A 20,616-nucleotide genomic window follows, 5' to 3' on the forward strand; every position below is an offset into this window, starting at 1 on the left:
TCTTACTGCCAGCTCGTCCTTACCGCCACGTCTTCTTCTTTTTCCAGCGCCGCTCGCCGCGCGCGCCGACTTCCTTGGCGCCAAGGTAGAATTCCTGGATGTCCTGGGAATGCATCAAGCGGTCGCAGGTATCGTTCATCACGATACGGCCGATCTCCAGCACATAGCCGTAATGGGCGGTTTCCAGCGCCACCTTGGCGTTCTGCTCGACCAGGAGGATCGACATGCCCTGCTCCTCATTGACCCGGCGGATGATGGTGAAGATCTCCTTCACCAGCAGCGGCGACAGGCCGAGCGAGGGCTCGTCGAGCAAGAGCAGCGTCGGCCGGTTCATCAGCGCGCGCCCGATCGCGAGCATCTGCTGCTCGCCGCCGGAGAGCTGGCCCGCCGGCTGGTTGATGCGCTCCTTCAGGCGCGGGAAATAGCCGTAGACGCGCTCCATATCCTCCGCGACGCCGTCCCGATCCTTGCGCGGATAGGCACCCATCATCAGATTCTCGCGTACCGAAAGGAACGGGAACACCTCGCGCCCTTCCGGCACATGGCTGAGGCCGAGCCGCACGATCCGGTCGGCCTCCATGCGCTGGATCGGCTTGCCCATGAACTCGATCGCGCCCTTCTGCGGATCGAGAATGCCGGAGATGGTCTTCAGCACGGTGGTCTTGCCGGCCCCGTTGGCTCCGAGCAGCGTGACGATGCGGCCGCGCGGCACCTCCAGCGAGATGCCGCGGATCGCCATGATCGGCCCGTAATAGCTCTCGATGTTGGAGAGCTTGAGGATGATATCCCGGGGCGCGGCGGCATTCATCGGCTCAGGCTCCCAGATACGCGGCGACGACGTCGGGGTGCTGCTGCACTTCGGCGGGCGAGCCCATCGCCAGCACCCTTCCATAGTTCAGTGCGATGACGCGATCGGAGACCCGGTTGACCAGCGACATGTCGTGCTCGACCATCAGCACCGTGATGCCCAGCTCGGTCCTCATGTCTCGAATCCAGAACGACATGTCGCCGGTCTCCTCCACATTGAGACCCGAGGACGGCTCGTCCAGCAGGATCAGCTTCGGCTCCGAGCACAGCGCGCGCGCCAGCTCGATCACCTTGCGCACGCCGTAGGGCAGGCCCGAGATCAGCTTGTCGCGATAGGGTTCGAGGTCGAGGAATTCGATGACCTGCTCGACCCGGCGGCGGTGCACCTTCTCGTTGGCCCGCACGCTCGGCAGGAACAAGAGCTCCTGCCAGAGCTGCGTGGTCGAATGACGATGGCGGCCGACCAGAAGATTCGACAGCACGGTCGCGTTCTCGAACAGCTCGATGTTCTGGAAGGTGCGGGCGATGCCGAGCTTGGCGATGTCGTAGGGCGGCTGCTCGGTGATGTCTTGGTCCTCGAAGAAGATGCGGCCCGAGGTCGGCCGGTAGATCCGCGAGATCAGGTTGAAGATCGAGCTCTTGCCGGCGCCGTTCGGCCCGATGATCGAGAGGATCTCGCCCTTCTCCACCGCGAACGAGACCGCATCGACCGCCTTGAGGCCGCCGAAATGCAGCGACAGGTTCTCGGCGCGGAAATAGCTCATCGGTTGCGCTCCGACTTCACGTAGATCTTCTGCCGCTTGAAGGTGGCGCGCTTGTAGAGCGGGAACAGCTGGAAGAAGAGCTTGATCTTGAGCCAACGGCCGTAGAGCCCGAGCGGTTCGAACAGCACGAACAGCACGATGATGATGCCGTAGATCGCGCCCTTCAGCCCGTTGAGCGAGGCGAAGGCCGCGACCTTCGCCTCGATGTTGCCCGCAGTCGCCGTGCCGGCCCCGAACGCCGCAGCAATGCCAGCGATGATGCCGGGCATGTCGTCCTTCAGATAGGTGAGGAACGGATCGATCATCACGATGAAGATTGCGCCGAGCACGGCGCCGTGCAGGCTGAAGGTGCCGCCGATCAGGATCACGATGATGAACTCGATCGAGAGCTGAAGCGTGAACATCTCCGGCGAGATGAAGGAGAGTTTGTGCGCGAAGAGGACGCCGGCAAAGCCGGTGATCGCAGCCGAGATCGCGAACGACTTCACCTTGTACAGCGCGACATTGACGCCCATGCTGCGCGCCGCCGTCTCGGAATCGCGGATCGCAACGAAGGCGCGGCCGGTCGGCGAACGCAGCAGATTGAGCGTGCCGACGATGGTCAGCACCAGCACGGCAAGGCAGAGGTAATAGAAGGTCGGGCTGTCACGCGGCACGGCGATGCCGAGCAGCGACAGCGTCTTGACCCGCATGCCCTCGTTGCCGTGGGTCACGCTCTCCCACCGCGCCAGGATTTCCTCCACGATCAGGGCAAACGAGATGGTGGCGATGACGAGATAGATGCCGGTGAGGCGCAGCGCCGGAAAGCCGACCATCGCCCCGATGATGCCGGTCAACAGCCCGGCGGCGAGGAAGTAAACGGGGAACGGCACGTTGTACTTCTGCAAGTACGCCGCCGTGTAGGCGCCGATCGCGAGGAACGCCGCGTGCCCGAGCGAGGCCTGGCCGGTGAAGCCGGTCAGAATCAGCAGCGCCACGCCGACGATCGCATAGATGCAGACGAAGACGAGCTGGCTCATCAGATAGCTAGAGAGCACGTGGGGAGCGATCAGCAGCAGCGCGAGCAGGACGCCGTAGGTGACGACGTAGCCCGAATGCGGGAACAGCTTGATGTCGTCCTCGTAGTCGGTCTTGAACAGGAAGCGCATGACGTTCAGACCTTCTTGCGGACGTGGAGGCCGAACAGGCCTTCGGGCTTCAGTAGCAGCACGGTCAGCAGCACGAGGTAGGGCGCGACGTCCTTCCAGCCCTCGGGCAGGTAAAAGCCGGCCATGCTCTCGATCACACCGATCAGGACGCCGCCGACCACGGCGCCCGGGATCGAGCCGAAACCGCCGAGCACGGCGGCGGGAAATGCCTTCAGGCCGAGCACGAGGCCGACATTGGAATGGATGAAGGTGATCGGCGCCAGCAGCACGCCGGCGCAGGTCGCAACCGCCGCGCTGATCGCCCAGACGACCGACACCACCCGCTTGACCGGAATGCCCATGTAATAGGCTGCCAGCATGTTCTCGGAGCTGGCGCGCATCGCGGTGCCGAGCGTGGTCTTGTTGAAGAACAGCCAGAGCAGCGTGCACAGGATCATCGTCGCTGCGATCACCGAGAGCTTGTCGTAGGCGAGCACCAGCGAACCCATGCGCAGCACGCCCTGGCTGAACGGCGTCTCGATCTTCAGGTCGTCGGTGCCCCAGATCATGCCGGCGACCGAGCGCAGGAAATAGCCGAGACCGATCGTGACCATGATAATGGAGAACTGGGGATAGCCGAGGATCGGCCGCACCACCACGCGCTCGGCCAGCATGCCGAACAGCGCCATGGCAGCGACGGCACCGGCGAAGCCGAGCCAGTAGTTCAGGCCCATCATGCCGATGAAGGTGAAGGCGAAGAAGCCGCCCAGCATCATCAGATCGCCTTGGGCAAAATTGACGACTTCGGTGGCCTTGTAGACGAGCACGAAGCCGAGCGCGATCAGGCCGTAGACGCAGCCGAGCGCAACACCGCTGACCAGCTGCTGAACGAAATCCAGCATTGACGCGCGTCCTCCCCGATGCAACCGGCGTTCTTCGAGGCCGCCTTGCCGCATCTTGTGTCCAGTCGCTACGCAGTCGTTTCGCCGCGTTCGCGCCATTTGTCCGGAATCAATTCAGCCTGAACGCCCGCGCGCTGTCAACAAACGGTGACTTGTCGGGATGCCTTGCCTTTAGTCCAATCCGGTTGGCGGAATTTGCCGCAGTGCGATTCACGGTGCCGAAACATCTTCGGGTCATGGTCGCGGGCGATGCAAACCGGATGGTGTGGCCGTTATGAAGCCGGACAACTCGGCCCTGGAAGTCCTGGGGTTAACGAAGCGTTTTGACCGTCTGGCGGTCGACAGCCTCGATCTCACCATTCACGCCGGCGAATTCTACGCGCTGGTCGGCCCCAATGGCGCCGGCAAGACCACCACTTTACGCATGGTTGCGGGCCTGCTCAGGCCGGATGCCGGCGCCGTCTCGATCTTCGGCATCGATGCCCTCCAAGACCCCGTCGCCGCCAAGCAGGTGATGGCCTGGGTCTCCGACGAGCCCATGATCTACGACAAGCTCACCCCGCTCGAATATCTCGAATTCGTCGCCGGCCTCTGGGGCATCGCGCCGTCGATCGCGCAACAGGCCGCCGAGGAACTGCTCGATTCGCTCGGGCTCGAGGCGCACCGCTACGAGCGCTGCGAGGGCTTTTCCAAGGGCATGCGCCAGAAGGTCGCTCTCGCAGGGGCGCTGGTGCACGATCCCCGCCTCATCATCCTCGATGAGCCGCTGACGGGGCTCGATGCGGTTTCCGCCCGCCATGTGAAGGGCCTCCTCAGCGCGCGTGTCCGCGCCGGCTGCACCGTCATCATGACCACGCATATCCTCGAGGTCGCCGAGCGCATGGCCGACCGCATCGGCGTGATCGCCTCGGGCCGACTCGTCGCGGAGGGCACGCTTACCGAGCTGCGCCAGCAGAACGGCCATGCCGACACCAGCCTGGAAGATCTCTTCATCGCGCTGGTGACGCTTCAGGAAGCGGCATGAGCTCGGCCACCGCGCTGTCCTGGTTTGCCCGCCACGAGCTGAGGCTCGCCTGGCGCGAATGGCTCGCCATGATGACGGGCGGGCGGCGCAAACGGGCGCGCGCGGCAATGATCGGCCTCTTGTGCTTCGCCGCGCTGCTCCACCTGCCGGCCTGGGCGGTGATCGGCCGTTTCGCCGACCTGCAGCTGCCGCTCGACAAGTCTTCGCTGATCGTCATTTCGGCGACGATCTTTCTCGCCTGGACCTTGATGCTGTCGCAGGCGATCGAATCCGTGACGCGGGTATTCTATGCCCGCGCCGATCTCGACCTGATCATGTCCTCGCCGGCGCGGCTCGCCAATCTGTTCTCAGTCCGCATCGCCGCGATCGCGCTGACCGTCACCGTGCTGGCGCTGCTGTTCTCGACGCCCTTCATCGACGCTCTGGTGATCGGCGGCGGGGCGCGCTGGCTCGCAGCCTTCGGCGTCGTCATTGCGATGGGCCTGTCGGCGGCGGCGATCGCGATCGCCGTCACCATTCTCCTGTTCCGGCTGATCGGTCCGGCGCGGACGCGGCTGATCGCCCAGATCCTTGCCGCCATCATCGGCGCGGGCTTCGTGATCGCGCTTCAGGTCGCGGCGATCATGTCCTACGGCACGCTGTCGCGCTTCACCATCCTGACCTCGGGGAGCCTTGCCGCCTACGCGCCCGACGTCGACAGCATCTGGTGGGGGCCGGCGCGGGCAACGATGGGCGACAACGAGGCGCTGGCGCTGCTTCTCGCGCTCGCGCTGGTCATGCTCGGCGGCGTGATGGCGATCTTCTCGCACCGCTTTGCCGACACCGCGATCGATGCGGCGGCCTACGCCACGTCCGGCCGCGTCCGTGCCAAGGAACGCGCGTTCCGCGGCGGATCGCGCCAACAGGCGCTGCGCCGCAAGGAATTCATGCTGCTGTGGCGCGATCCATGGCTGATCTCGCAGACCTTGATGCAACTGCTCTATCTGGTGCCGCCGGCGCTGCTGCTCTGGCGCAATTTTGCCGACAGCTCCACGGCGCTGACGCTGATCACACCCGTCATCGTGATGGCGGCCGGACAGCTCGCCGGCGGGCTCGCCTGGCTGACGATCTCGGGCGAGGACGCGCCCGACCTGGTCGCGACCGCGCCCTTGATGCCGTACGGCATCATCCGTGCCAAGATCGAGGTGGTGCTGATCACGATCGCCGCGATCTTCACTCCGCTGCTCGCGGCGCTGGCCTTTGCCTCGCCCTCCCAGGCCGCGATCAGCGCGGGTGCGATCATCATCAGCGCGGCCTCAGCGACCGCGATCCAGCTCTGGTTCCGGGTGCAGGCCAGGCGCAGCCAATTCCGACGCCGCCAGACGTCCTCGCGGCTGGCGACCTTCGCCGAGGCCTTCTCCTCGATCGGCTGGGCTGCCAGTGCCGCACTGCTGCTCGCCCTGCCCCTGGCCGGCCTCATCAGCGGCCTGATCACCGCAGGCCTCGTCGCGGTCACCTGGAAGTTCAGCCCGAAGCGCGAGCAATAGGTGCGACACTGACGCGCTGTTGATCACACCCCATTGGCGAGGCTCCGCATTGCACGCTAGACTTCGCCGTGAAGTCATCGGGGACGGATCCATGCGGCGACTGGTTTTGGCGGCTATCGCGCTGTTCGGCGCATTCCTAACCCCTGCTCTCGCCCAGCAGCCGCAGCGCAGCGAATGCCTTGCGATGGCCAATGCGGCGCCGCGGGTGATGCCGGTGGCCTTCAGGCAGGCGGCAGCTGCGGCCGAGGTCGAGATCACCTATGCCGGTCACTCCACTTATTTCATCGACACGCCCGCCGGCTTGCGTATCGCCACCGATTATAGCGGCGCCTATCAGGTCGGCCGGCTGCCCGACGTCGTCACCATGAACCGCGCCCACAGCACCCATTACACTCTCTTTCCGGACAAGCGCATTCCCAACGTGCTGCATGGCTGGAGCGAGGACGGCAAGCCGGCGATCATCTCACAGCGCATCAGCGACACCTTCATCCGGAACGTCACGACCGACATCCGCCGCTATTACGGCGACGATGCCGGCAGCGACATGATCCGCGACGGCAATTCCATCTTCATCTTCGAGGCGGCCGGCCTCTGCATCGGCCATCTCGGCCACCTCCATCACAAGCTCGACGACAGTCATTTCGCCCAGATCGGACGGCTCGACATCGTGATGGTGCCGATCGACGGCACCTATACCATGACGCTCGAAGGCATCTCGGACATCACCAAGCGCTTGCGCGCCTCGGTGGTGCTGCCGATGCACCGCTTCGCCACCCCGCTCGACGACTTCATGCGCCGGATCGGCCAGCAGTTCGAGATCGACCGGCGCATCGAGCGCTCGTTCCGGATGTCGCGGGATACGCTGCCGGCGAAGCCCACGGTGATCATCCTCGACGGGGTCTGAGCAGAACCGGAACGCATCACCCGCCAGCGACTTGGTTGCTCCAAGACCCACCTCAGTCGGAGCAATCATGAGCAGACGGTTCCTGATCATCGGCTCGTTTGCGGCCATCTATCTCCTGTGGGGTTCCACGTATTTTGCCATCACGCTGGGCTTGCAATCGATACCGCCGTTTCTGCTGATGGCGGTTCGATCGTTCTGCGGCGGCCTCATCTTGCTCGCCTTCAGCGGCCGGCATGTCGCGAGCGCGTCGAGGCAGACTTGGTTGCAGGCGGGCCTGTGCGGGCTGCTTTTCTTCGTCGGCTGCCACGGCGTTCTCGCCTTCGCACAACAATCGGTTCCCTCCGGCGTGGCCGCCGTCGTGCTCGCCACGATTCCATTCTGGATCCTGCTGGCGGACACGCTCTTTCCGGGCGATCAGCGCCCGCGGCCGATCGCGCTGCTCGCGCTCGTGCCGGGCTTCGTCGGCGTCGGGCTCGTGGCATGGCAGAACGCCGAGCAGGCCGGCATCAGCATGCTTCCGATCGTCTGGCTGCTCGCTGCGGCGCTGTCGTGGTCGATCGGCACCGTGCTGTCGCGCGGCATGTCGCATCAAGCATCCGCTGTCGCGCTGTCGGGCATGCAGCTATCGATCGGGGGCGCCGTGTTGTTCGCGATCAGCTGGCTGACGGGCGAACTGGAGAGTTTTAGACCGAGCGAGGTCTCGATGACGTCCGTTGCAGCAGCGACTTGGCTGATCGTCTCCGGCAGCGTGATCGGATTCGTGGCCTATAATTGGCTGCTCGAGAATGTCTCGACCTCCCTGGTCTCGACCTACACTTTCGTCAATCCGGTCATCGCGGTGCTGCTCGGCACCCTCGTGCTCGGAGAGCCGTTCTCTCGCATGATGCTGCTGGGCGCGGGTCTCGTCATTGTCGCCGTTGTCGCCATCTGGCGTGCTGAGAGCTCGAGGAATCGGTCGACGCACGCGAAGGCCGACCGTCCGATGAGACATCTGTCGCTGCGCAAGACCTGACGATCGACGGCAATTTTCTCCAAGTCGCCCAGGACTCATCCGTGCTGAATCGTCCGCAGCAGGAGAGCAACATGAACGACTTTGCGAGACTTCTTCACGCCAGCGCACCGCATCCCGAGCACGCAGCTGCGCTCCGGCTCTACGGCCGTTTCGTTGGCGACTGGGACGCCGAGATCACCGCCTTTGGACCGGACGGAACGAGCCACACCGCGCCGGGCGAGATCCATTTCGGCTGGGTCCTGGAAGGCCGTGCCGTGCAGGACGTCTGGATCATTCCCCGGCCGGCGGGCAGCGCCGCCTTTCCGATCGCCGGCAATTGGTACGGCACGACGCTGCGCGTCTACGATCCGGCCATGGATGCATGGCGGATTTCCTGGTTCGATCCGGGCCGCCGCGTGTTCCGGCAGCAGATCGGCCGTCCCCGTGGCGAGGACATCGTGCAGGAAGGCACGACCGAATCCGGCGAACTGACGCGCTGGAGCTTTACCGAGATCACCGGCGACTCCTTCCTCTGGCGTGGGGAGGTCAGGCCGGCCACGGCAGCGGACTGGCGGTTGATGGTTGAAGTGAGAGCGAGACGGCGGACGGGCTGACGAGCATACCGTATTGCTCGCGATGATGGGTGCGGTTGCGCAAGGCGCGCTGCTGCATGCGGAAATGAGGTGCTAGGCTCCCGACACAAAACATCAGGGAGCGAAGGCCGATGGCAGCAAGCGGTGCGCCCGCCAATACGAGCGGGCTGTTCGTCGATCCGCGTGAGGACTGGCTCGCGCTGCATCGGGAGGAGATCATCGATCCCTTGCGACCGATCGTCGATCCCCATCACCATCTGTGGAATCGCGGGCACCGCTATTTGATCGAGGAGATGGCCGCCGATATCGCCTCCGGTCACAACGTCATCGCCACCGTCTATGTCGATTGCCGTTCGATGTACCGGGCGCATGGGCCGGAAGCATTCCGGCCCGTCGGCGAAGTCGAGTTCGCCAACGGCGTCGCCGCGATGAGCGCGAGCGGTGCTTACGGCAAAGCCGCGATCTGCGCCGGCATCGTCAGCCATGCCAATCTGCTGCTCGGCGACGCCGCAAAGGGCGTGCTGGAAGCCGAGATCGCCGCAGGCAACGGCCGCTTTCGCGGCATCAGGCATTCCTCGGCCTGGGACGAAGATCCTGTCGTCGCCGGCATGTATGCGAACAGACCGAAGGGATTGTTGCAGGATCCGACCTTCCGCAAGGGCTTTGCCTGCCTCGCGCCCCTCAAACTCAGCTTCGATGCCTGGCTGCTCCATCCGCAGATCGGCGAGCTCACGGCGCTGGCGCGCGCCTTCCCCGACACCAGGATCGTGCTCGACCATTGCGGCGGCCCGGTCGGAACCGGCCGTTTCGCGGGCCGGCGCGAGGAGGTGTTTGCGCAATGGCGCGCCTCGATCCGGGAGATCGCGACATGCGAGAACGTGGTGGTGAAGCTCGGTGGTCTCGCGATGTGCCTGCTTGGTTACGACTTCCATTTGCGCGAGAGGCCGCCGACATCCGGGGAGCTTGCCGCGGCCTGGCAGCCCTATGTCGAGACCTGCATCGAGGCGTTCGGCGCGAAGCGCGCGATGTTCGAGAGCAATTTCCCACCGGACAAGGGCCAGTGCAGCTATCAGGTGATCTTCAACGCCTTCAAGCGTATCGCCTCAAAGCTGAGCGAGGCCGACAAGACGGCGTTGTTCTCGCAGACCGCGATCGACGTCTACCGGCTCGAGCTGCCGTCATGATGAAAAGAGGGGCCGGGACCTTGATCCCGACCCCTCTTCGTCGTGGTCGCTGGGAAGCGTTCTTGAAACCCTGGTGTCCGCTTAGCCGGCGCCCATCAGCGAGGCCGGACGGCGCTCGCCGGTGGAGGCGAACATCTTCTTCAGCTTGTTGACGACGCGGATCAGGAAACCGATGATCACCGGATTGGTCTTGCGGCAGAAGGCGATCTTCTTGACGTGGCCTTCGACATGCCATTTGGCATGCGCGCCGTCGCGGAAGAAAATGACGTCGCCGGGGCCGTAGCGCTTGGGCGGCATGCCGTCGCTCTCGAGCACGATCGATCCTTCCATGATCATGATCGTCTCGTCGATGTCGTAGTACCAGTTGAAGCGGCCTTCGGTGCAGTGCCAGATGATCGTCTGCGCGGTGCCGTCGGCGCTGGTCGACAGGACGCGGGAGCGGGATACCGGATTGCCCTCGATGATCCAGGACGGTTCGATCGGCCGCAGCTCGAGGTCCACATTGCAACTACCGATTTCAATCAATGTGCGCGACATCTGCTTCCCCAGAAGATATAAATATGAATGGCCGGGTCTCGGCCCGGATTGCTTCGAAAGAAGTTGGGACGCTAGTAGGCTGCTTTTAATTCTTTCTTACATGGCACTCGACAATCAGCCCCGAGTTGCGGGTGCGATACGGTTAACGTCACGATTTCCTCTGCGAATTCGCACACATGAACCTAGCTTGTCCGGGGTGCGACAAAGTGCGCGAAGACTTGGGAAGGAGCCGCACCGATGCCCCTCACGCCGGAGATTCTGACAGCCAACAGCGAGGTCGTCGCCAGGCTCCGCAGTCTCGACGTCTCCTTCGAACCGGACGAGGAGCCCTGGTTCACCATCGACGGCATCGAAAGCCCGCAGCAGATCGGTAGTGACGGCTCCGGCAGCGCGTTCGTGCTGCTGCCGTCGCAGAATGTGCTCTATGTCTCGTCGGAGGGCCGCGCGAGCATCATCGCGGAAAGTTTCGATGCATTGATCCAGCTTGTCGTTGCCCGTCCCTACTGGCGCGACATCCTCAAATTCTCCGGGGGCGGCGACCTTGCAGAGATGCGCCGCGCGGCGGATGCGCTGGAAGCAAGGCTCCAAGACGAGGATGACGTCAGCGAGGCCCGCGAACAGATCCGCGGCGCGCTCGCGCTGGCGGAGGAGGGCGATCCGGTTGGCGCGCTCTACGAGGCGGTGGCGGCGTCCGACGCGATCGTGCGGGCCACCGACGGCTGCCCGTTCACGACGCTGTTCAACCGCTTCAGCATCGACAATAGCCCGACCCTGCGCAACGCCGCGGCGTGAGGGGGAAGATTGTCGCGAAGACGTTCACCTCTCCCCAGCGGGGAGAGGTTGACCACGTCCTGGGCTGCATATTGGACCAAAATCTAGATTACGACTTCGCCCATTCGCCCTTGCGGAAGACGGGCACCTTGCTGCCGTCGGCCAAGATGCCGTCGATGTCGGTCTCGGCCGAGCCGATCATCCAATCAATATGGATCAGGCTCTGATTGCCGCCTTGCGCCGCGATCTGCTGCGGCGAGAGCTGGGCACCGTTGACGAAGCATTTCGAATAGCACTGGCCGAGCGCGATGTGCGAGGCCGCGTTCTCGTCGAACAGCGTGTTGTAGAACAACAGCCCGCTTTGCGAGATCGGCGAGGAATGCGGCACCAAGGCCACTTCGCCGAGGCGCCGCGCGCCCTCGTCGGTATCGAGCACCTTGTTCAGCACCTCGGCGCCCCGTGAGGCCTTGGCGTCGACGATCTTGCCGTCCTCGAAGCGCACCGCGATGTTGTCGATCAGCGTGCCCTGGTAGGATAGCGGCTTCGAGCTCACGACGTGGCCGTAGACGCGGCGGCAATGCGGCGTGGTGAAGACCTCTTCGGTCGGGATATTGGCGTTGCAGCTGATGCCGTTCTTGGACAGCGAGGCGCCGCCTTCCCATTCGTGGCCGTCGGCAAGGCCGATGGTGAGGTCGGTGCCGGGACCCGAGTATTGCAGCGCGCGGAAGCGCTGGCCGTTGAGCCAGTTGGTGCGCTCGCGCAGCACCGCATTGTGGCTCGCCCAATTGCTGATCGCGTCCTCGCGATCGACCCGGGACGCGGCGAAAATCGCATCCGCGAGCTTGCCGATCGCGACGTCTTCCGGATCGTTCGGGAACACCTGCTTGGCCCAGGACGGGCTCGGATAGGCGATAATATTCCAGTTGGTGTCGAAATTGACGATCTTCTCCAGCGCAGGCTGATAGGCCATCGAATTGGCCTTGCTGGCGCGCGCCACCTTGGAAGGATCCTCGCCGGACAGCAACATTGGGTTGTCGCCGACAATGGCGAGCCGTGCGGTGTTGTCGGAGAACGCCTTGGCCATGCCCTCGTAGAGCCAGCCGGCGGCACGATCGAAACTGTTGTCGTGGCCGTGGCGGTAGCGCGCCAGCGTCATCTCCTCGTCAGACAAGATCGGCGTCACGAGGCCGGCGCCGGCCTTGTAGGCATGCACGGCGATCCGCCGTACCAGCGGCAGCGCAATCGCGGGCGCCGTCAGAAGCAGATCCTGTCCCGGCCGCAAGCCCAGGCCCACCTTCACCGCCACCTCGGCCAGCCGGTCGAGCTTCGCCGGATCAATGGGGGTGGAAGTATTGCGTTGATCAGTCATGCCGGGCCCTCTGCCGAAAGTCGCTCGCTCAATTTAAGTCTAGCATCGCGAGACACAAGTATGCGAGCGTCTTGCGGCCTTGGAAAGATACGCAGTTTCACGCATTTTGGTTTTCAACGCGTTGCCGATGCCAGCACCCGGTCGACCATGGCGGGCGCAAGCCCGAGGTAATTTTTCGGTGAAGTGAGCGCCTCGATTGTGGCACGATCGATACGGCTCAATATCCGTGAATCTGCGGATAGCGCGTCTGCAAGGCTCATTCCCTTCTCGTTGGCCTGACGGCAGGCGTCGTAGACGACGTCGTGCGCCTCCTGCCGGCCGATCTGCGGGGCGAGGCCCATCATGACCGCTTCGGCCACGATCAGGCCGCGGCTGATGGCGAGATTGTCGTTCATCTTCGCCTCGTCCACGATGAGGCCCGCGAGCGCGAACTTCGCCTGGTGCAGCGCGCCGGCGGCCAGCACGAAGCTCTCGGGAATCGCTATCCATTCCGCGTGCCAGGGGCCCGTGGCACGCTCGAAATCCTGCACCATGGCGTCGAGCATCAGGCCGGCGTGCTGGCGCACCGCCTTGGAGGCCGCAAGCATCAGCTCCGAGGAGATCGGGTTGCGCTTCTGCGGCATGGTCGAGGAGGCGCCGCGCCCCTTGACGAAGGGCTCGTAGACTTCGGCGAACTCGGTCGAGGCCATGATCATGATGTCGAGCGCGATCTTGCCGAGAGAGCCGGTGACGAGAGCAAGGAAGTTCACGGCTTCGGCAAAGCCGTCGCGCGCGACGTGCCAAGTCGAGGCGGGGACGCCGAGCTTCAGCTCGGCACAGAGCGCCTCCTGCACCTCGAACCCCTTGTCACCGAGCGAAGCCAGCGTACCGGCCGCACCGGCGAACTGGCCGACCAGCACGCGCGGCTTCAGCTGCGCCAGCCGCTCGGCGTGGCGGTCGAACATCGCGAGCCAGATCGCGGTCTTGTAGCCGAAGGTCACCGGCAGCGCCTGCTGCAGATGGGTGCGACCCGCCATCGCAGTGTCGCGATGGCGCTTCGACAGATCGGCGAGGATCTTGCGCAGCTCGGCGATGTCGCGTTCGACGATCTCGAGCGCGGCGCGCAGTTGCAGCACCACGGCGGTGTCCATGATGTCCTGCGTGGTGGCGCCCCAATGCACGTAGCGGCCGGCGTCGCCGCATTGCTTCACCATTTGGTGCACCAAAGGCAGGATCGGGTAGCCGACGACATCGGTCTCCTGCCTGAGCAGATCGAAATCCAGCGCGGCAACGTCGGTCCGCGCCGCGATCGCTGCGGCCGCCTCCTGCGGGATCACACCGCACTTCGCCTCCGCCTTCGCCAGCGCCACCTCGACCTCGGCATAGCGTGCGACCGTCGCGACGTCCGAGAACACCTCGCGCATCTCAGGCGTGCCGAAGGCGTCGCGAAACAGCAGGGAGTCGAGCACAGTGGTGGCGGCGGGGAAAGCAGGCATGGGAGATTCTTTATGATTAGTGTTTGTGTGGGCGACAGCTTACGCAGGCCGCGCTGCTCGGCAATGGACATTCGCAGTTTCGCCACACATTCGTCCTGCCCGGCAAGCGCGCGCCATCGCCCGTCATCGGGAGTGCCAGAGCGAAGCGGAGCCTCGGAGGCTGCTTCACAGCCTGCGTCTCGCACCTCAACATGGCGGGTTGATTGCGGCGCGAGATCTCGGCGGCTCCCGACCGTAACATTCTAGCTGCGGATGTATTTCCCTCGCAAAACCACATGGCTGCCATCACGCGATTGCGATGAACCAAACGCTCCCTTCGGCCGACACACGATCTTTCGACCCAAATTTCATTTTGTTTGTTTGCCCGATTTCGCAATGAGGCCCGAGTTTTCGACGTGCAGTTTCTGTTCCGGGACCACCTTCTCGATACCGACCGGCGCGAGCTGAGCCGCGAGCAGGTTCCTATTGCCGTGGAGCCGCAGGTTTTCGACCTCGTCGTCCTCCTCATGCAGAACCGCGACCGGGTCGTCAGCAAGGACGAGCTGATCGACAAGATCTGGCACGGGCGCAGCGTCTCCGAATCCACCCTGACCAGCCGGATCAACGCCGCGCGCAAGGCGATCGGCGACGATGGCGCGAGCCAGTCGCTGATCCGCACCATCACCCGCAAGGGTTTTCGCTTCGTCGGCGACGTCCAGGCACAGATCGGCGCGGTCGCGCCGGAGCCGGTCCGGATCGCCCCGTCCCAGTCAACCTTCGCGCTGCCGGAGCGGCCCGCGATCGCCGTGCTGCCCTTCACCAATATGAGCGGCGAGGTCGAGCAGGATTATTTCTCCGACGGTATCAGCGAGGACATCATCACGGCGCTGTCGAAGCTGCGCTGGTTCTTCGTCATCGCGCGCAACTCCTCCTTCGTCTACAAGGGCCGAGCCGTTCACATCCGCGAGGTCGCGCGGGAGCTCGGGGTGCGCTACGTGGTCGAGGGCAGCGTGCGGCGGAGCGGCGAACGGGTGCGCATCTCGGCCCAGCTCAACGACGTCTCAACCGGCAGCCATCTCTGGGCCGAACGCTACGACCGCGAGCTCGCCGACATCTTCGCCGTGCAGGACGAGATCACGGAAGCGATCGTCGCCGCCATTGAGCCGCAGCTCTATGCCGCCGAAAGCTTCCGGGCCCAGCAGAAGCCACCGGGCAGCCTGGATGCATGGGACCTCGTGATGCGAGCGCTGTCGCATTATTGGCGCATCACCCGCGAGGACAATGCCGCCGCGCAAAAGCTGCTGGAAGAAGCCGTCGCGGTCGATCCCGCCTATGGCAAGGCGCTCGGCCTGCTCGCGACCAGCCATATCTTCGGCGCGCATATGGGCTGGGCCGACATGGCAGCCACTATGCCGGTCGCCGAGCGTGCGGCGCTCGCAGCGGTGGAGGCCGATCGTGAGGATGCCTGGGCACATCACGGCCTTGCTTACACCTACCTGTTCCGCCGTCGCTTCGACGACGCGCTGGCTGAATTCGAGTTGGCCTTGCGGCTCAATCCGAATTTCGCGATGGCGCATGCCTTCCACGGCGTGACGCTATGCTATGCCGGGCGATGGCAGGACGGCGATGCCGCCGCCCGCCGCGCGCTGCGGCTGAGCCCGCGCGATCCGCTCGCGGCGATCTATTGCGGTGTTGCGGCCTATGCCCGGTTCGTCGGCCGCGACTATGCCGGCGCCGTGCAGATGGCTCGGGAATCGATGCGCCAGCGCGGGGATTTCGTCGGCGCCCACCGCGTGCTGACGGCCGCCGCCGGCATGCTCGGCGAGCCCGCCCTCGCGGCATCCGCCCTGGAAGGCCTGCGCCGCGTCCAGCCCGAGGTCTCGCTTGCCTGGATCACGCGCGAGCTGCCGATGTTGCGGCAGGACGATCGTGCGCACTATCTCGAAGGGCTGCGGCGCGCCGGATTGGCGTAACCGTCGCTGGCGCGATCGCTCCGCTTGATCCCCACGCCAAGTGCTACTCGTCGTCAGGACCGAACAGCTTGATCTGCGGGAAGCCGCCGCGCGGCCGGCCCGCGTAATCGCGCGCATCGGAATCCTCGCGGATGTTCCGGGCGACGTCGTCCCAATCGGTGCGGTCGCGCATGCCGCGCGGCTCGCGGGACTCGTAATATTTTCGGCGCTCGGCCCACCGTTCGCGACGCTCGGCCCGGCGCCGTTCGGACGCGGCGCGCTTCAGATCGGAATCCCTCGCCTTGGCATAGGCGTTGTTCAATGAGGACGACGGCTCGGTCGAGGCCTGCTGCTCGGCAGGCTTTGCGGCCTGTGGCGCAGCGGCGGGCTTGGGTGGCTCCTTGGGCGGCTCGACTGCAGCGGCTTGCGAGGGTTGCGGCGCCGGTGCGGCATCCGCGGGCGTGGTTTGGGTGTCGGGTTTTGCCGCTTCAGGCTTTGCTTCGGCCTGCGCAGGCGCAGCGATCATTGCGCCAAAGGCTTGCGAGCCGGTGAGATAGTTCACGCGCTCGGAGGGAGCGTTGGTGCTCGCCGGCACGGAAGTTGCCGCGCGCTGCGCCATCTTGCTGGTGTCCGGCCCCTGCTTGGACGCAACCGGATTCATGATGTTGCCGGCCACGATGCCGCCACCGAGACCAATGGTGATGGCCGCGATGATGGTTCCTGCACCGACAAAATAGGCTGTCGAGGCGCGCATTCATCCACTCCCTTTCGGAGCGGGCAACGCGCGGGGATTGCGAGATGTTCCTGATAAGCCGCAGCTCCTCGACGAGGAACCGCGTGCGTCAGATCTGCTGCGCGACCTTCTCGAGCCCGATGAGACGGGCGAGCTTGCGCACTTCTTCCTTCTGGTCGTCGCGAAGCTGGAACAACAGCGGCATCGCGGCCGACTTCAGCTGCTGCACCTCGTCGCAATTCGGATCGATCTGCGCGCTGGGCGGCGCATTCGGATTCGAGAGCTTGTTCGCCTGGATCTTGCGGGCGACGTTGCGCAGCGCGGTCTCGACCGAAGGCCAGTAATATTCCTGGGACGAGGAGAGTTTCAGGCGATCCCTGATGCCCGCGATCTGCCCGTCGGACAGCAGCGAATAGGATTTTTGCGGCTGCGGCTTGGCGACGACTTTCGGCTTGGCCGGAACCTCGATGGCCGGAACCTCGGTCGCGGCGGGCGCCTCGTGCGCGCTCGGCTTCGGCATCGGGAAATCGGATGGCGTGGCGGCGGCGAAGGCCTGACGCAGCGGCTCGGCCAGGACCGGTGCCTGCGCCAGCTTGTCGGCGGCGACCTGGACCGGCTCGAATGCGGCCGAGGCCAGCGCGAGCGTCGGAACCAGACGGTCGGCCTTGGTGGCGCGGTTGGTGGCGAGCGGCTTGGCGGGGGGCGTCTCGGCGATCATTTCGGCGCTGACGCTGGGAACGCTGTCGCGGCCGAGGATGGCGGTGGTGGCGGCGCCGAGGACGAGGAAACAGGTCAACGCGACGATGGTGATGGCTTTGGACAAACGTCTCTCCGGGAGCGACCGCTTCACGACTTTGTTAACGTTGCCGGGAAAAAGGGCACGAATTATGGCTTGAGTGTGCCTTCGCTGCGACAATCAATGTGCCAACGGCGACACACCCGAAAATTGTCAAGGAAATCAGGCCGCTGCCGCCAGGTCATAGGCATCCTGGATGTCGGCGACGATCTCCGAGGCTTCCCAGACCGCGCGCGGCTCGACCGATTGCAGCGTCACCGTCCAATTGCCGCCGCGGCGGGTCCGGGGGACGCTGACGACGTCGAAACGGACGTTGCGGCACAGCGGGTGGCGGGCCAGCGCATGGGCGACGCGGACGCGGATCTCGTCCATGGTCGCAGCCGTTTTGCCGTTGAGATAATTGAAGTCCATCGCCTGTCCCTCTCGTCCTGATTGGCGGCCATGAGGGGGATTCTTGGCTGGCGATGGTTAATCTGCCGTTAAGTGTGGTGGGCCGGAGGCATACGGGATTAACCGTGCCCGATGCACTGTGGAGAGGCGACGACGCTACCGCCCGCCCGCCTCGCGATATTCCGCGATGGTCTGCGCAACGAGATCCTCGACCGCGAGCACGTCGGTCACCCCCGATACCGAGTGGCCGGCGCTCCAGATGTCGCGCCAGCGCTTGGGGCGGCTTTCGCGGGCGGCGACGTCGATATCGCTGGCGATATCGATTGCGCCGCGCGTTGGCAGATCGTCGGGATCGAGCCCGGCGGCCGCGATCGACGGCCTCAGCATGCTGGTCTGCAAGCCCGTGAACGCGGTGGTGAGCAAGATGTCGTCGGCGCTGCTCTCGACCAGCATCTGCTTGTGACGCTCGTCCGCTATGCTCTCACGCGTCGCGATGAACTTCGTGCCCATATAGGCGAGATCGCAGCCGAGCACTTCGGCGGCATGCAGCGCGCGGCCGTCGCTGATGCCGCCCGCGAGCACGATGATGCCGTCGTAGAATGCACGGACCGCGCGGACGAAGGCGAACGGGTTGAGCCAGCCGGTCTGGCCGCCGGCACCGGCGGTGAGCAGGACCAGCCCGTCCGCCCCCGCCTCCGCGGCGCGTTCGGCATGGCGGATCGAGGCGACGTCCGCCAGCACCAGCGCACCGGCGTCGTGCAGCGGCTTCAAGACTGGCGTCGGCGAGCCGACCGACGTGATGACGATCTCCGGCTTGTGCCGCAGCAGCACGGCGAGATCCTGCTCCAGCCGCGCGTTGGAGCGGTGCACGATCAGGTTCGGACAAAGCGGCGCGGCCCTGCGGCCGGCCTGATCTTCGTGCCGTCGCAAGCGCGACTCGATCTGGGTCAGCCATTCATCAAGCTGTTCCGCACCACGGCAATTCGCGGTGGGGAAGCTGCCGATCACCCCGTTGCCGCAGGCTGCGACCATGAGCTCGACGCCCGATACCAGAAACATCGGCGCCGCGATCAGCGGCAGGGCGAGTCGATCGCGGAAGCGTTGCAGTCGATCCGATGGCATGCATGCCTCCCTCGCGCGGGCTTTGTGGTTTCCTCCCGCGGCCTCTGTGCTAGCGTCGTCAGCAACATTGGCACGCCACAAGCCGGTGACAAAGCAACGAGGAAACATATGCCTGATCCGCTCCACGCATCATCGCCGGCTTGTGCGCAGACGCTACGGGCGCTGTCGCGCTATCCCGATCGCATCGCTTTCGCCTGGCCCGGGGGATCGCTGAGCTATCGCGGCGCCATCGACCTGATCGGCCGCATCCAGGACGTGTTCATGCGGCTCGGCTTGCAGCCCGGCGCCCGCGTCGCCTTCCTCACCGCGAACCGCGCCAACAGCTGGTGCGCCGGCGTCGCCGCCCAATTGGCCCGGCTCTGCATCACCTGGCTGCATCCTCTGGGATCGCTGGAGGACCAGCTGTTTCAGCTCGAGGATTCCGAGGCCGAGTTGCTGGTGGTGGATGCGGCCGCCTTCCGCGACCGCGGCGGCGAGCTCGCCGCGAAGGCCGGCCGGCTCAAGCGGTCTTCACCATGGGACCGGCCGGCTACGGCGTCGATCTGCTGGCCGCGGTCGAGAGTGCGGGGCACGCCAGCGCACAGTGCCTCGCCGGCTCCGACGATCTCGCCACACTGAACTACACCGGCGGCACCACCGGAAAATCCAAGGGCGCACTGCGCTATCACCGCGAGAATGCCGGCGCCGCCGGCGCGATCCTCGCCGACTTCGAGATCCCCGAGGCTGCGCGCTACCTCACGGTCGCGCCGATCAGCCATGTCGCGGGCACGAAGGTGCTGCCGACCTTGATGCGCGGCGGCACCGTGCACATGCTGAAAGGCTTCGATCCCGAAGCCGTGCTGTCAACGATCGCGCGCGAGCGCATCAACTTCACGCTGTTCGTACCGACCATGATCTATGTGCTGCTCGATCAGCCCATGCTCGGCAAGACCGACCTCTCCTCGCTCGAGCTCGTGCTCTATGGCGCCTCCGCGATGTCGCCGAGCCGGCTGCTGGAGGGCATCGAACGCATCGGCCCTGTGTTCTCGCAGCTCTACGGACAGACCGAATGCTATCCCGTCTCGGTGCTGCGCAAGGCCGACCACGATCCCAAGCGGCCGGAACTGTTCCTGTCCTGCGGCTTCCCGATCGCGGCCTGCGAGGTCAAGATCCTCGACGACAACGATCAGGAGGTGAAGACGGGCGAGGCCGGCGAGATCTGCGTGCGCGCGCCGCATGTGATGGCGGAGTACTGGAAACGGCCAGACATCACCGCCGAGACGCTGAAGAACGGCTGGGTCCACACCGGCGACATCGCGCGTCAGGACGAGCGCGGCTACATGTTCATCCTCGACCGCAAGAAGGACATGATCGTCACCGGCGGCTTCAACATCTTCCCTCGCGAGGTCGAGGACGTGCTGTCGCAACATGCCGACGTCGCCATGGTCGCGGTCGTCGGCATCCCCGACGAGAAATGGGGCGAAGCCGTCACCGCCATCGTCGTCCCGCGCGAAGGGACGAAGCCCGATCCGGACGAGCTGATCAACCTGGTGAAGACGCGGAAGGGCTCGGCGCACGCGCCCAAGCAGATCCAATTCGTCAAGCAACTGCCGATGACCGGCGTCGGCAAGGTCGACAAGAAGGTGCTGCGCGCGGGCTTCTGGAGCGGGCGGGACCGGATGGTGGGGTGA

Annotated in this window: 19 protein-coding genes and 1 pseudogene; 9 read left to right on the top strand and 11 right to left on the bottom strand. The window is 65.0% G+C overall.

Features of this window, described 5'->3' with window-relative positions:
- Nucleotides 1-19: 19 nt before the first annotated feature.
- Genes AC24YW_RS08035 through AC24YW_RS08050 form a run of 4 tightly spaced genes read right to left on the bottom strand, consistent with a single transcriptional unit; the run spans nucleotide 20 to nucleotide 3,600 of the window.
- Nucleotides 20-808 carry an ABC transporter ATP-binding protein gene (locus AC24YW_RS08035; protein WP_487482215.1) on the bottom strand — a complete coding sequence of 263 codons (789 nt, stop codon included), beginning with the start codon at nucleotides 806-808 and terminating at the stop codon, nucleotides 20-22.
- 4 nt (nucleotides 809-812) lie between these two features.
- Entirely contained in the window at nucleotides 813-1,571 is a 759-nt protein-coding gene (locus AC24YW_RS08040; protein WP_035997604.1) for an ABC transporter ATP-binding protein, read from the bottom strand.
- The gene (locus AC24YW_RS08045; protein WP_487482216.1) at nucleotides 1,568-2,719 is read right to left on the bottom strand and encodes a branched-chain amino acid ABC transporter permease; all 1,152 of its coding nucleotides are present in this window, start codon (nucleotides 2,717-2,719) and stop codon (nucleotides 1,568-1,570) included. Before AC24YW_RS08045 ends, AC24YW_RS08040 begins: the two co-directional genes overlap by 4 nt.
- A gap of 5 nt (nucleotides 2,720-2,724) precedes the next feature.
- A complete protein-coding gene (locus AC24YW_RS08050) occupies nucleotides 2,725-3,600 on the bottom strand; it encodes a branched-chain amino acid ABC transporter permease (RefSeq protein ID WP_487482217.1) in 876 nt (291 codons plus the stop codon).
- Nucleotides 3,601-3,874: 274 nt separating this feature from the next.
- Between AC24YW_RS08050 and AC24YW_RS08055 the strand changes: the two genes are divergently transcribed.
- The 6 genes from AC24YW_RS08055 (at nucleotide 3,875) to AC24YW_RS08080 (ending at nucleotide 9,822) form a co-directional block, all read left to right on the top strand.
- Entirely contained in the window at nucleotides 3,875-4,624 is a 750-nt protein-coding gene (locus AC24YW_RS08055) for an ABC transporter ATP-binding protein (protein WP_487482218.1), read from the top strand.
- The gene (locus AC24YW_RS08060) at nucleotides 4,621-6,150 is read left to right on the top strand and encodes a permease (RefSeq protein WP_487482219.1); all 1,530 of its coding nucleotides are present in this window, start codon (nucleotides 4,621-4,623) and stop codon (nucleotides 6,148-6,150) included. The genes AC24YW_RS08055 and AC24YW_RS08060 overlap by 4 nt, the downstream gene beginning before the upstream one ends.
- 91 nt (nucleotides 6,151-6,241) lie before the next feature.
- A complete protein-coding gene (locus AC24YW_RS08065) occupies nucleotides 6,242-7,054 on the top strand; it encodes an MBL fold metallo-hydrolase (RefSeq protein ID WP_487482220.1) in 813 nt (270 codons plus the stop codon).
- A 67-nt stretch (nucleotides 7,055-7,121) separates the two neighbouring features.
- Complete coding sequence (locus tag AC24YW_RS08070; RefSeq protein ID WP_487482221.1) at nucleotides 7,122-8,066, top strand: EamA family transporter; 945 nt, start codon at nucleotides 7,122-7,124, stop codon at nucleotides 8,064-8,066.
- A 71-nt stretch (nucleotides 8,067-8,137) separates the two neighbouring features.
- Nucleotides 8,138-8,659: a hypothetical protein gene (locus tag AC24YW_RS08075; protein ID WP_487482222.1), complete on the top strand. Its 522-nt coding sequence runs from the start codon at nucleotides 8,138-8,140 to the stop codon at nucleotides 8,657-8,659.
- 110 nt (nucleotides 8,660-8,769) lie between these two features.
- Entirely contained in the window at nucleotides 8,770-9,822 is a 1,053-nt protein-coding gene (locus tag AC24YW_RS08080) for an amidohydrolase family protein (protein ID WP_487482223.1), read from the top strand.
- A gap of 81 nt (nucleotides 9,823-9,903) precedes the next feature.
- Here the strand turns inward: AC24YW_RS08080 and AC24YW_RS08085 are convergent, their stop codons facing one another.
- On the bottom strand, nucleotides 9,904-10,359 hold the full coding sequence (locus tag AC24YW_RS08085; protein ID WP_275515178.1) for a cupin domain-containing protein: 456 nt from the start codon (nucleotides 10,357-10,359) through the stop codon (nucleotides 9,904-9,906).
- A gap of 237 nt (nucleotides 10,360-10,596) precedes the next feature.
- On the opposite strand from AC24YW_RS08085, the gene AC24YW_RS08090 reads away from it, so the two are divergent.
- Nucleotides 10,597-11,151, top strand: a complete 555-nt coding sequence (locus AC24YW_RS08090) for a hypothetical protein (protein ID WP_487482224.1) — start codon at nucleotides 10,597-10,599, stop codon at nucleotides 11,149-11,151.
- Nucleotides 11,152-11,239: 88 nt separating this feature from the next.
- Here AC24YW_RS08090 and AC24YW_RS08095 read toward each other — a convergent pair whose 3' ends face one another.
- Both AC24YW_RS08095 and pcaB read right to left on the bottom strand, forming a co-directional pair.
- On the bottom strand, nucleotides 11,240-12,499 hold the full coding sequence (locus AC24YW_RS08095) for an aminopeptidase (RefSeq protein WP_487482225.1): 1,260 nt from the start codon (nucleotides 12,497-12,499) through the stop codon (nucleotides 11,240-11,242).
- A 113-nt stretch (nucleotides 12,500-12,612) separates the two neighbouring features.
- Nucleotides 12,613-13,974 carry a 3-carboxy-cis,cis-muconate cycloisomerase gene (gene pcaB / locus AC24YW_RS08100; RefSeq protein WP_487482226.1) on the bottom strand — a complete coding sequence of 454 codons (1,362 nt, stop codon included), beginning with the start codon at nucleotides 13,972-13,974 and terminating at the stop codon, nucleotides 12,613-12,615.
- Nucleotides 13,975-14,369: 395 nt separating this feature from the next.
- Between pcaB and AC24YW_RS08105 the strand changes: the two genes are divergently transcribed.
- Complete coding sequence (locus AC24YW_RS08105) at nucleotides 14,370-15,926, top strand: winged helix-turn-helix domain-containing tetratricopeptide repeat protein (RefSeq protein WP_487482227.1); 1,557 nt, start codon at nucleotides 14,370-14,372, stop codon at nucleotides 15,924-15,926.
- Between the two features lie 43 nt (nucleotides 15,927-15,969).
- Here the strand turns inward: AC24YW_RS08105 and AC24YW_RS08110 are convergent, their stop codons facing one another.
- The 4 genes from AC24YW_RS08110 to AC24YW_RS08125 form a co-directional block, all read right to left on the bottom strand.
- Nucleotides 15,970-16,659 (bottom strand): hypothetical protein, encoded by a 690-nt coding sequence (locus AC24YW_RS08110; protein ID WP_487482228.1) that lies wholly within the window; start codon nucleotides 16,657-16,659, stop codon nucleotides 15,970-15,972.
- 88 nt (nucleotides 16,660-16,747) lie between these two features.
- Entirely contained in the window at nucleotides 16,748-17,461 is a 714-nt protein-coding gene (locus AC24YW_RS08115) for a hypothetical protein (RefSeq protein WP_487482229.1), read from the bottom strand.
- Nucleotides 17,462-17,596: 135 nt separating this feature from the next.
- Entirely contained in the window at nucleotides 17,597-17,845 is a 249-nt protein-coding gene (locus AC24YW_RS08120; RefSeq protein WP_487482230.1) for a hypothetical protein, read from the bottom strand.
- Between the two features lie 135 nt (nucleotides 17,846-17,980).
- A complete protein-coding gene (locus tag AC24YW_RS08125) occupies nucleotides 17,981-18,946 on the bottom strand; it encodes an NAD(P)H-dependent flavin oxidoreductase (RefSeq protein ID WP_487482231.1) in 966 nt (321 codons plus the stop codon).
- 108 nt (nucleotides 18,947-19,054) lie between these two features.
- Between AC24YW_RS08125 and AC24YW_RS08130 the strand changes: the two are divergent.
- A pseudogene (locus tag AC24YW_RS08130) lies at nucleotides 19,055-20,616 on the top strand (AMP-binding protein).

It is taken from the genome of Bradyrhizobium sp. USDA3516, assembly GCF_057651995.1.

Bases quoted from the DNA above. Each gene is read 5' to 3' on its own strand.
- AC24YW_RS08050 (WP_487482217.1), bottom strand. From the start codon at position 3,600: ATGCTGGATTTCGTTCAGCAGCTGGTCAGCGGTGTTGCGCTCGGCTGC.
- AC24YW_RS08080 (WP_487482223.1), top strand. From the start codon at position 8,770: ATGGCAGCAAGCGGTGCGCCCGCCAATACGAGCGGGCTGTTCGTCGAT.
- AC24YW_RS08120 (WP_487482230.1), bottom strand. From the start codon at position 17,845: ATGGACTTCAATTATCTCAACGGCAAAACGGCTGCGACCATGGACGAG.
- AC24YW_RS08070 (WP_487482221.1), top strand. From the start codon at position 7,122: ATGAGCAGACGGTTCCTGATCATCGGCTCGTTTGCGGCCATCTATCTC.
- AC24YW_RS08055 (WP_487482218.1), top strand. From the start codon at position 3,875: ATGAAGCCGGACAACTCGGCCCTGGAAGTCCTGGGGTTAACGAAGCGT.
- AC24YW_RS08085 (WP_275515178.1), bottom strand. From the start codon at position 10,359: ATGTCGCGCACATTGATTGAAATCGGTAGTTGCAATGTGGACCTCGAG.
- AC24YW_RS08060 (WP_487482219.1), top strand. From the start codon at position 4,621: ATGAGCTCGGCCACCGCGCTGTCCTGGTTTGCCCGCCACGAGCTGAGG.
- AC24YW_RS08045 (WP_487482216.1), bottom strand. From the start codon at position 2,719: ATGCGCTTCCTGTTCAAGACCGACTACGAGGACGACATCAAGCTGTTC.
- AC24YW_RS08035 (WP_487482215.1), bottom strand. From the start codon at position 808: ATGAATGCCGCCGCGCCCCGGGATATCATCCTCAAGCTCTCCAACATC.
- AC24YW_RS08095 (WP_487482225.1), bottom strand. From the start codon at position 12,499: ATGACTGATCAACGCAATACTTCCACCCCCATTGATCCGGCGAAGCTC.
- pcaB (WP_487482226.1), bottom strand. From the start codon at position 13,974: ATGCCTGCTTTCCCCGCCGCCACCACTGTGCTCGACTCCCTGCTGTTT.
- AC24YW_RS08090 (WP_487482224.1), top strand. From the start codon at position 10,597: ATGCCCCTCACGCCGGAGATTCTGACAGCCAACAGCGAGGTCGTCGCC.
- AC24YW_RS08110 (WP_487482228.1), bottom strand. From the start codon at position 16,659: ATGCGCGCCTCGACAGCCTATTTTGTCGGTGCAGGAACCATCATCGCG.
- AC24YW_RS08075 (WP_487482222.1), top strand. From the start codon at position 8,138: ATGAACGACTTTGCGAGACTTCTTCACGCCAGCGCACCGCATCCCGAG.
- AC24YW_RS08065 (WP_487482220.1), top strand. From the start codon at position 6,242: ATGCGGCGACTGGTTTTGGCGGCTATCGCGCTGTTCGGCGCATTCCTA.
- AC24YW_RS08125 (WP_487482231.1), bottom strand. From the start codon at position 18,946: ATGCCATCGGATCGACTGCAACGCTTCCGCGATCGACTCGCCCTGCCG.
- AC24YW_RS08040 (WP_035997604.1), bottom strand. From the start codon at position 1,571: ATGAGCTATTTCCGCGCCGAGAACCTGTCGCTGCATTTCGGCGGCCTC.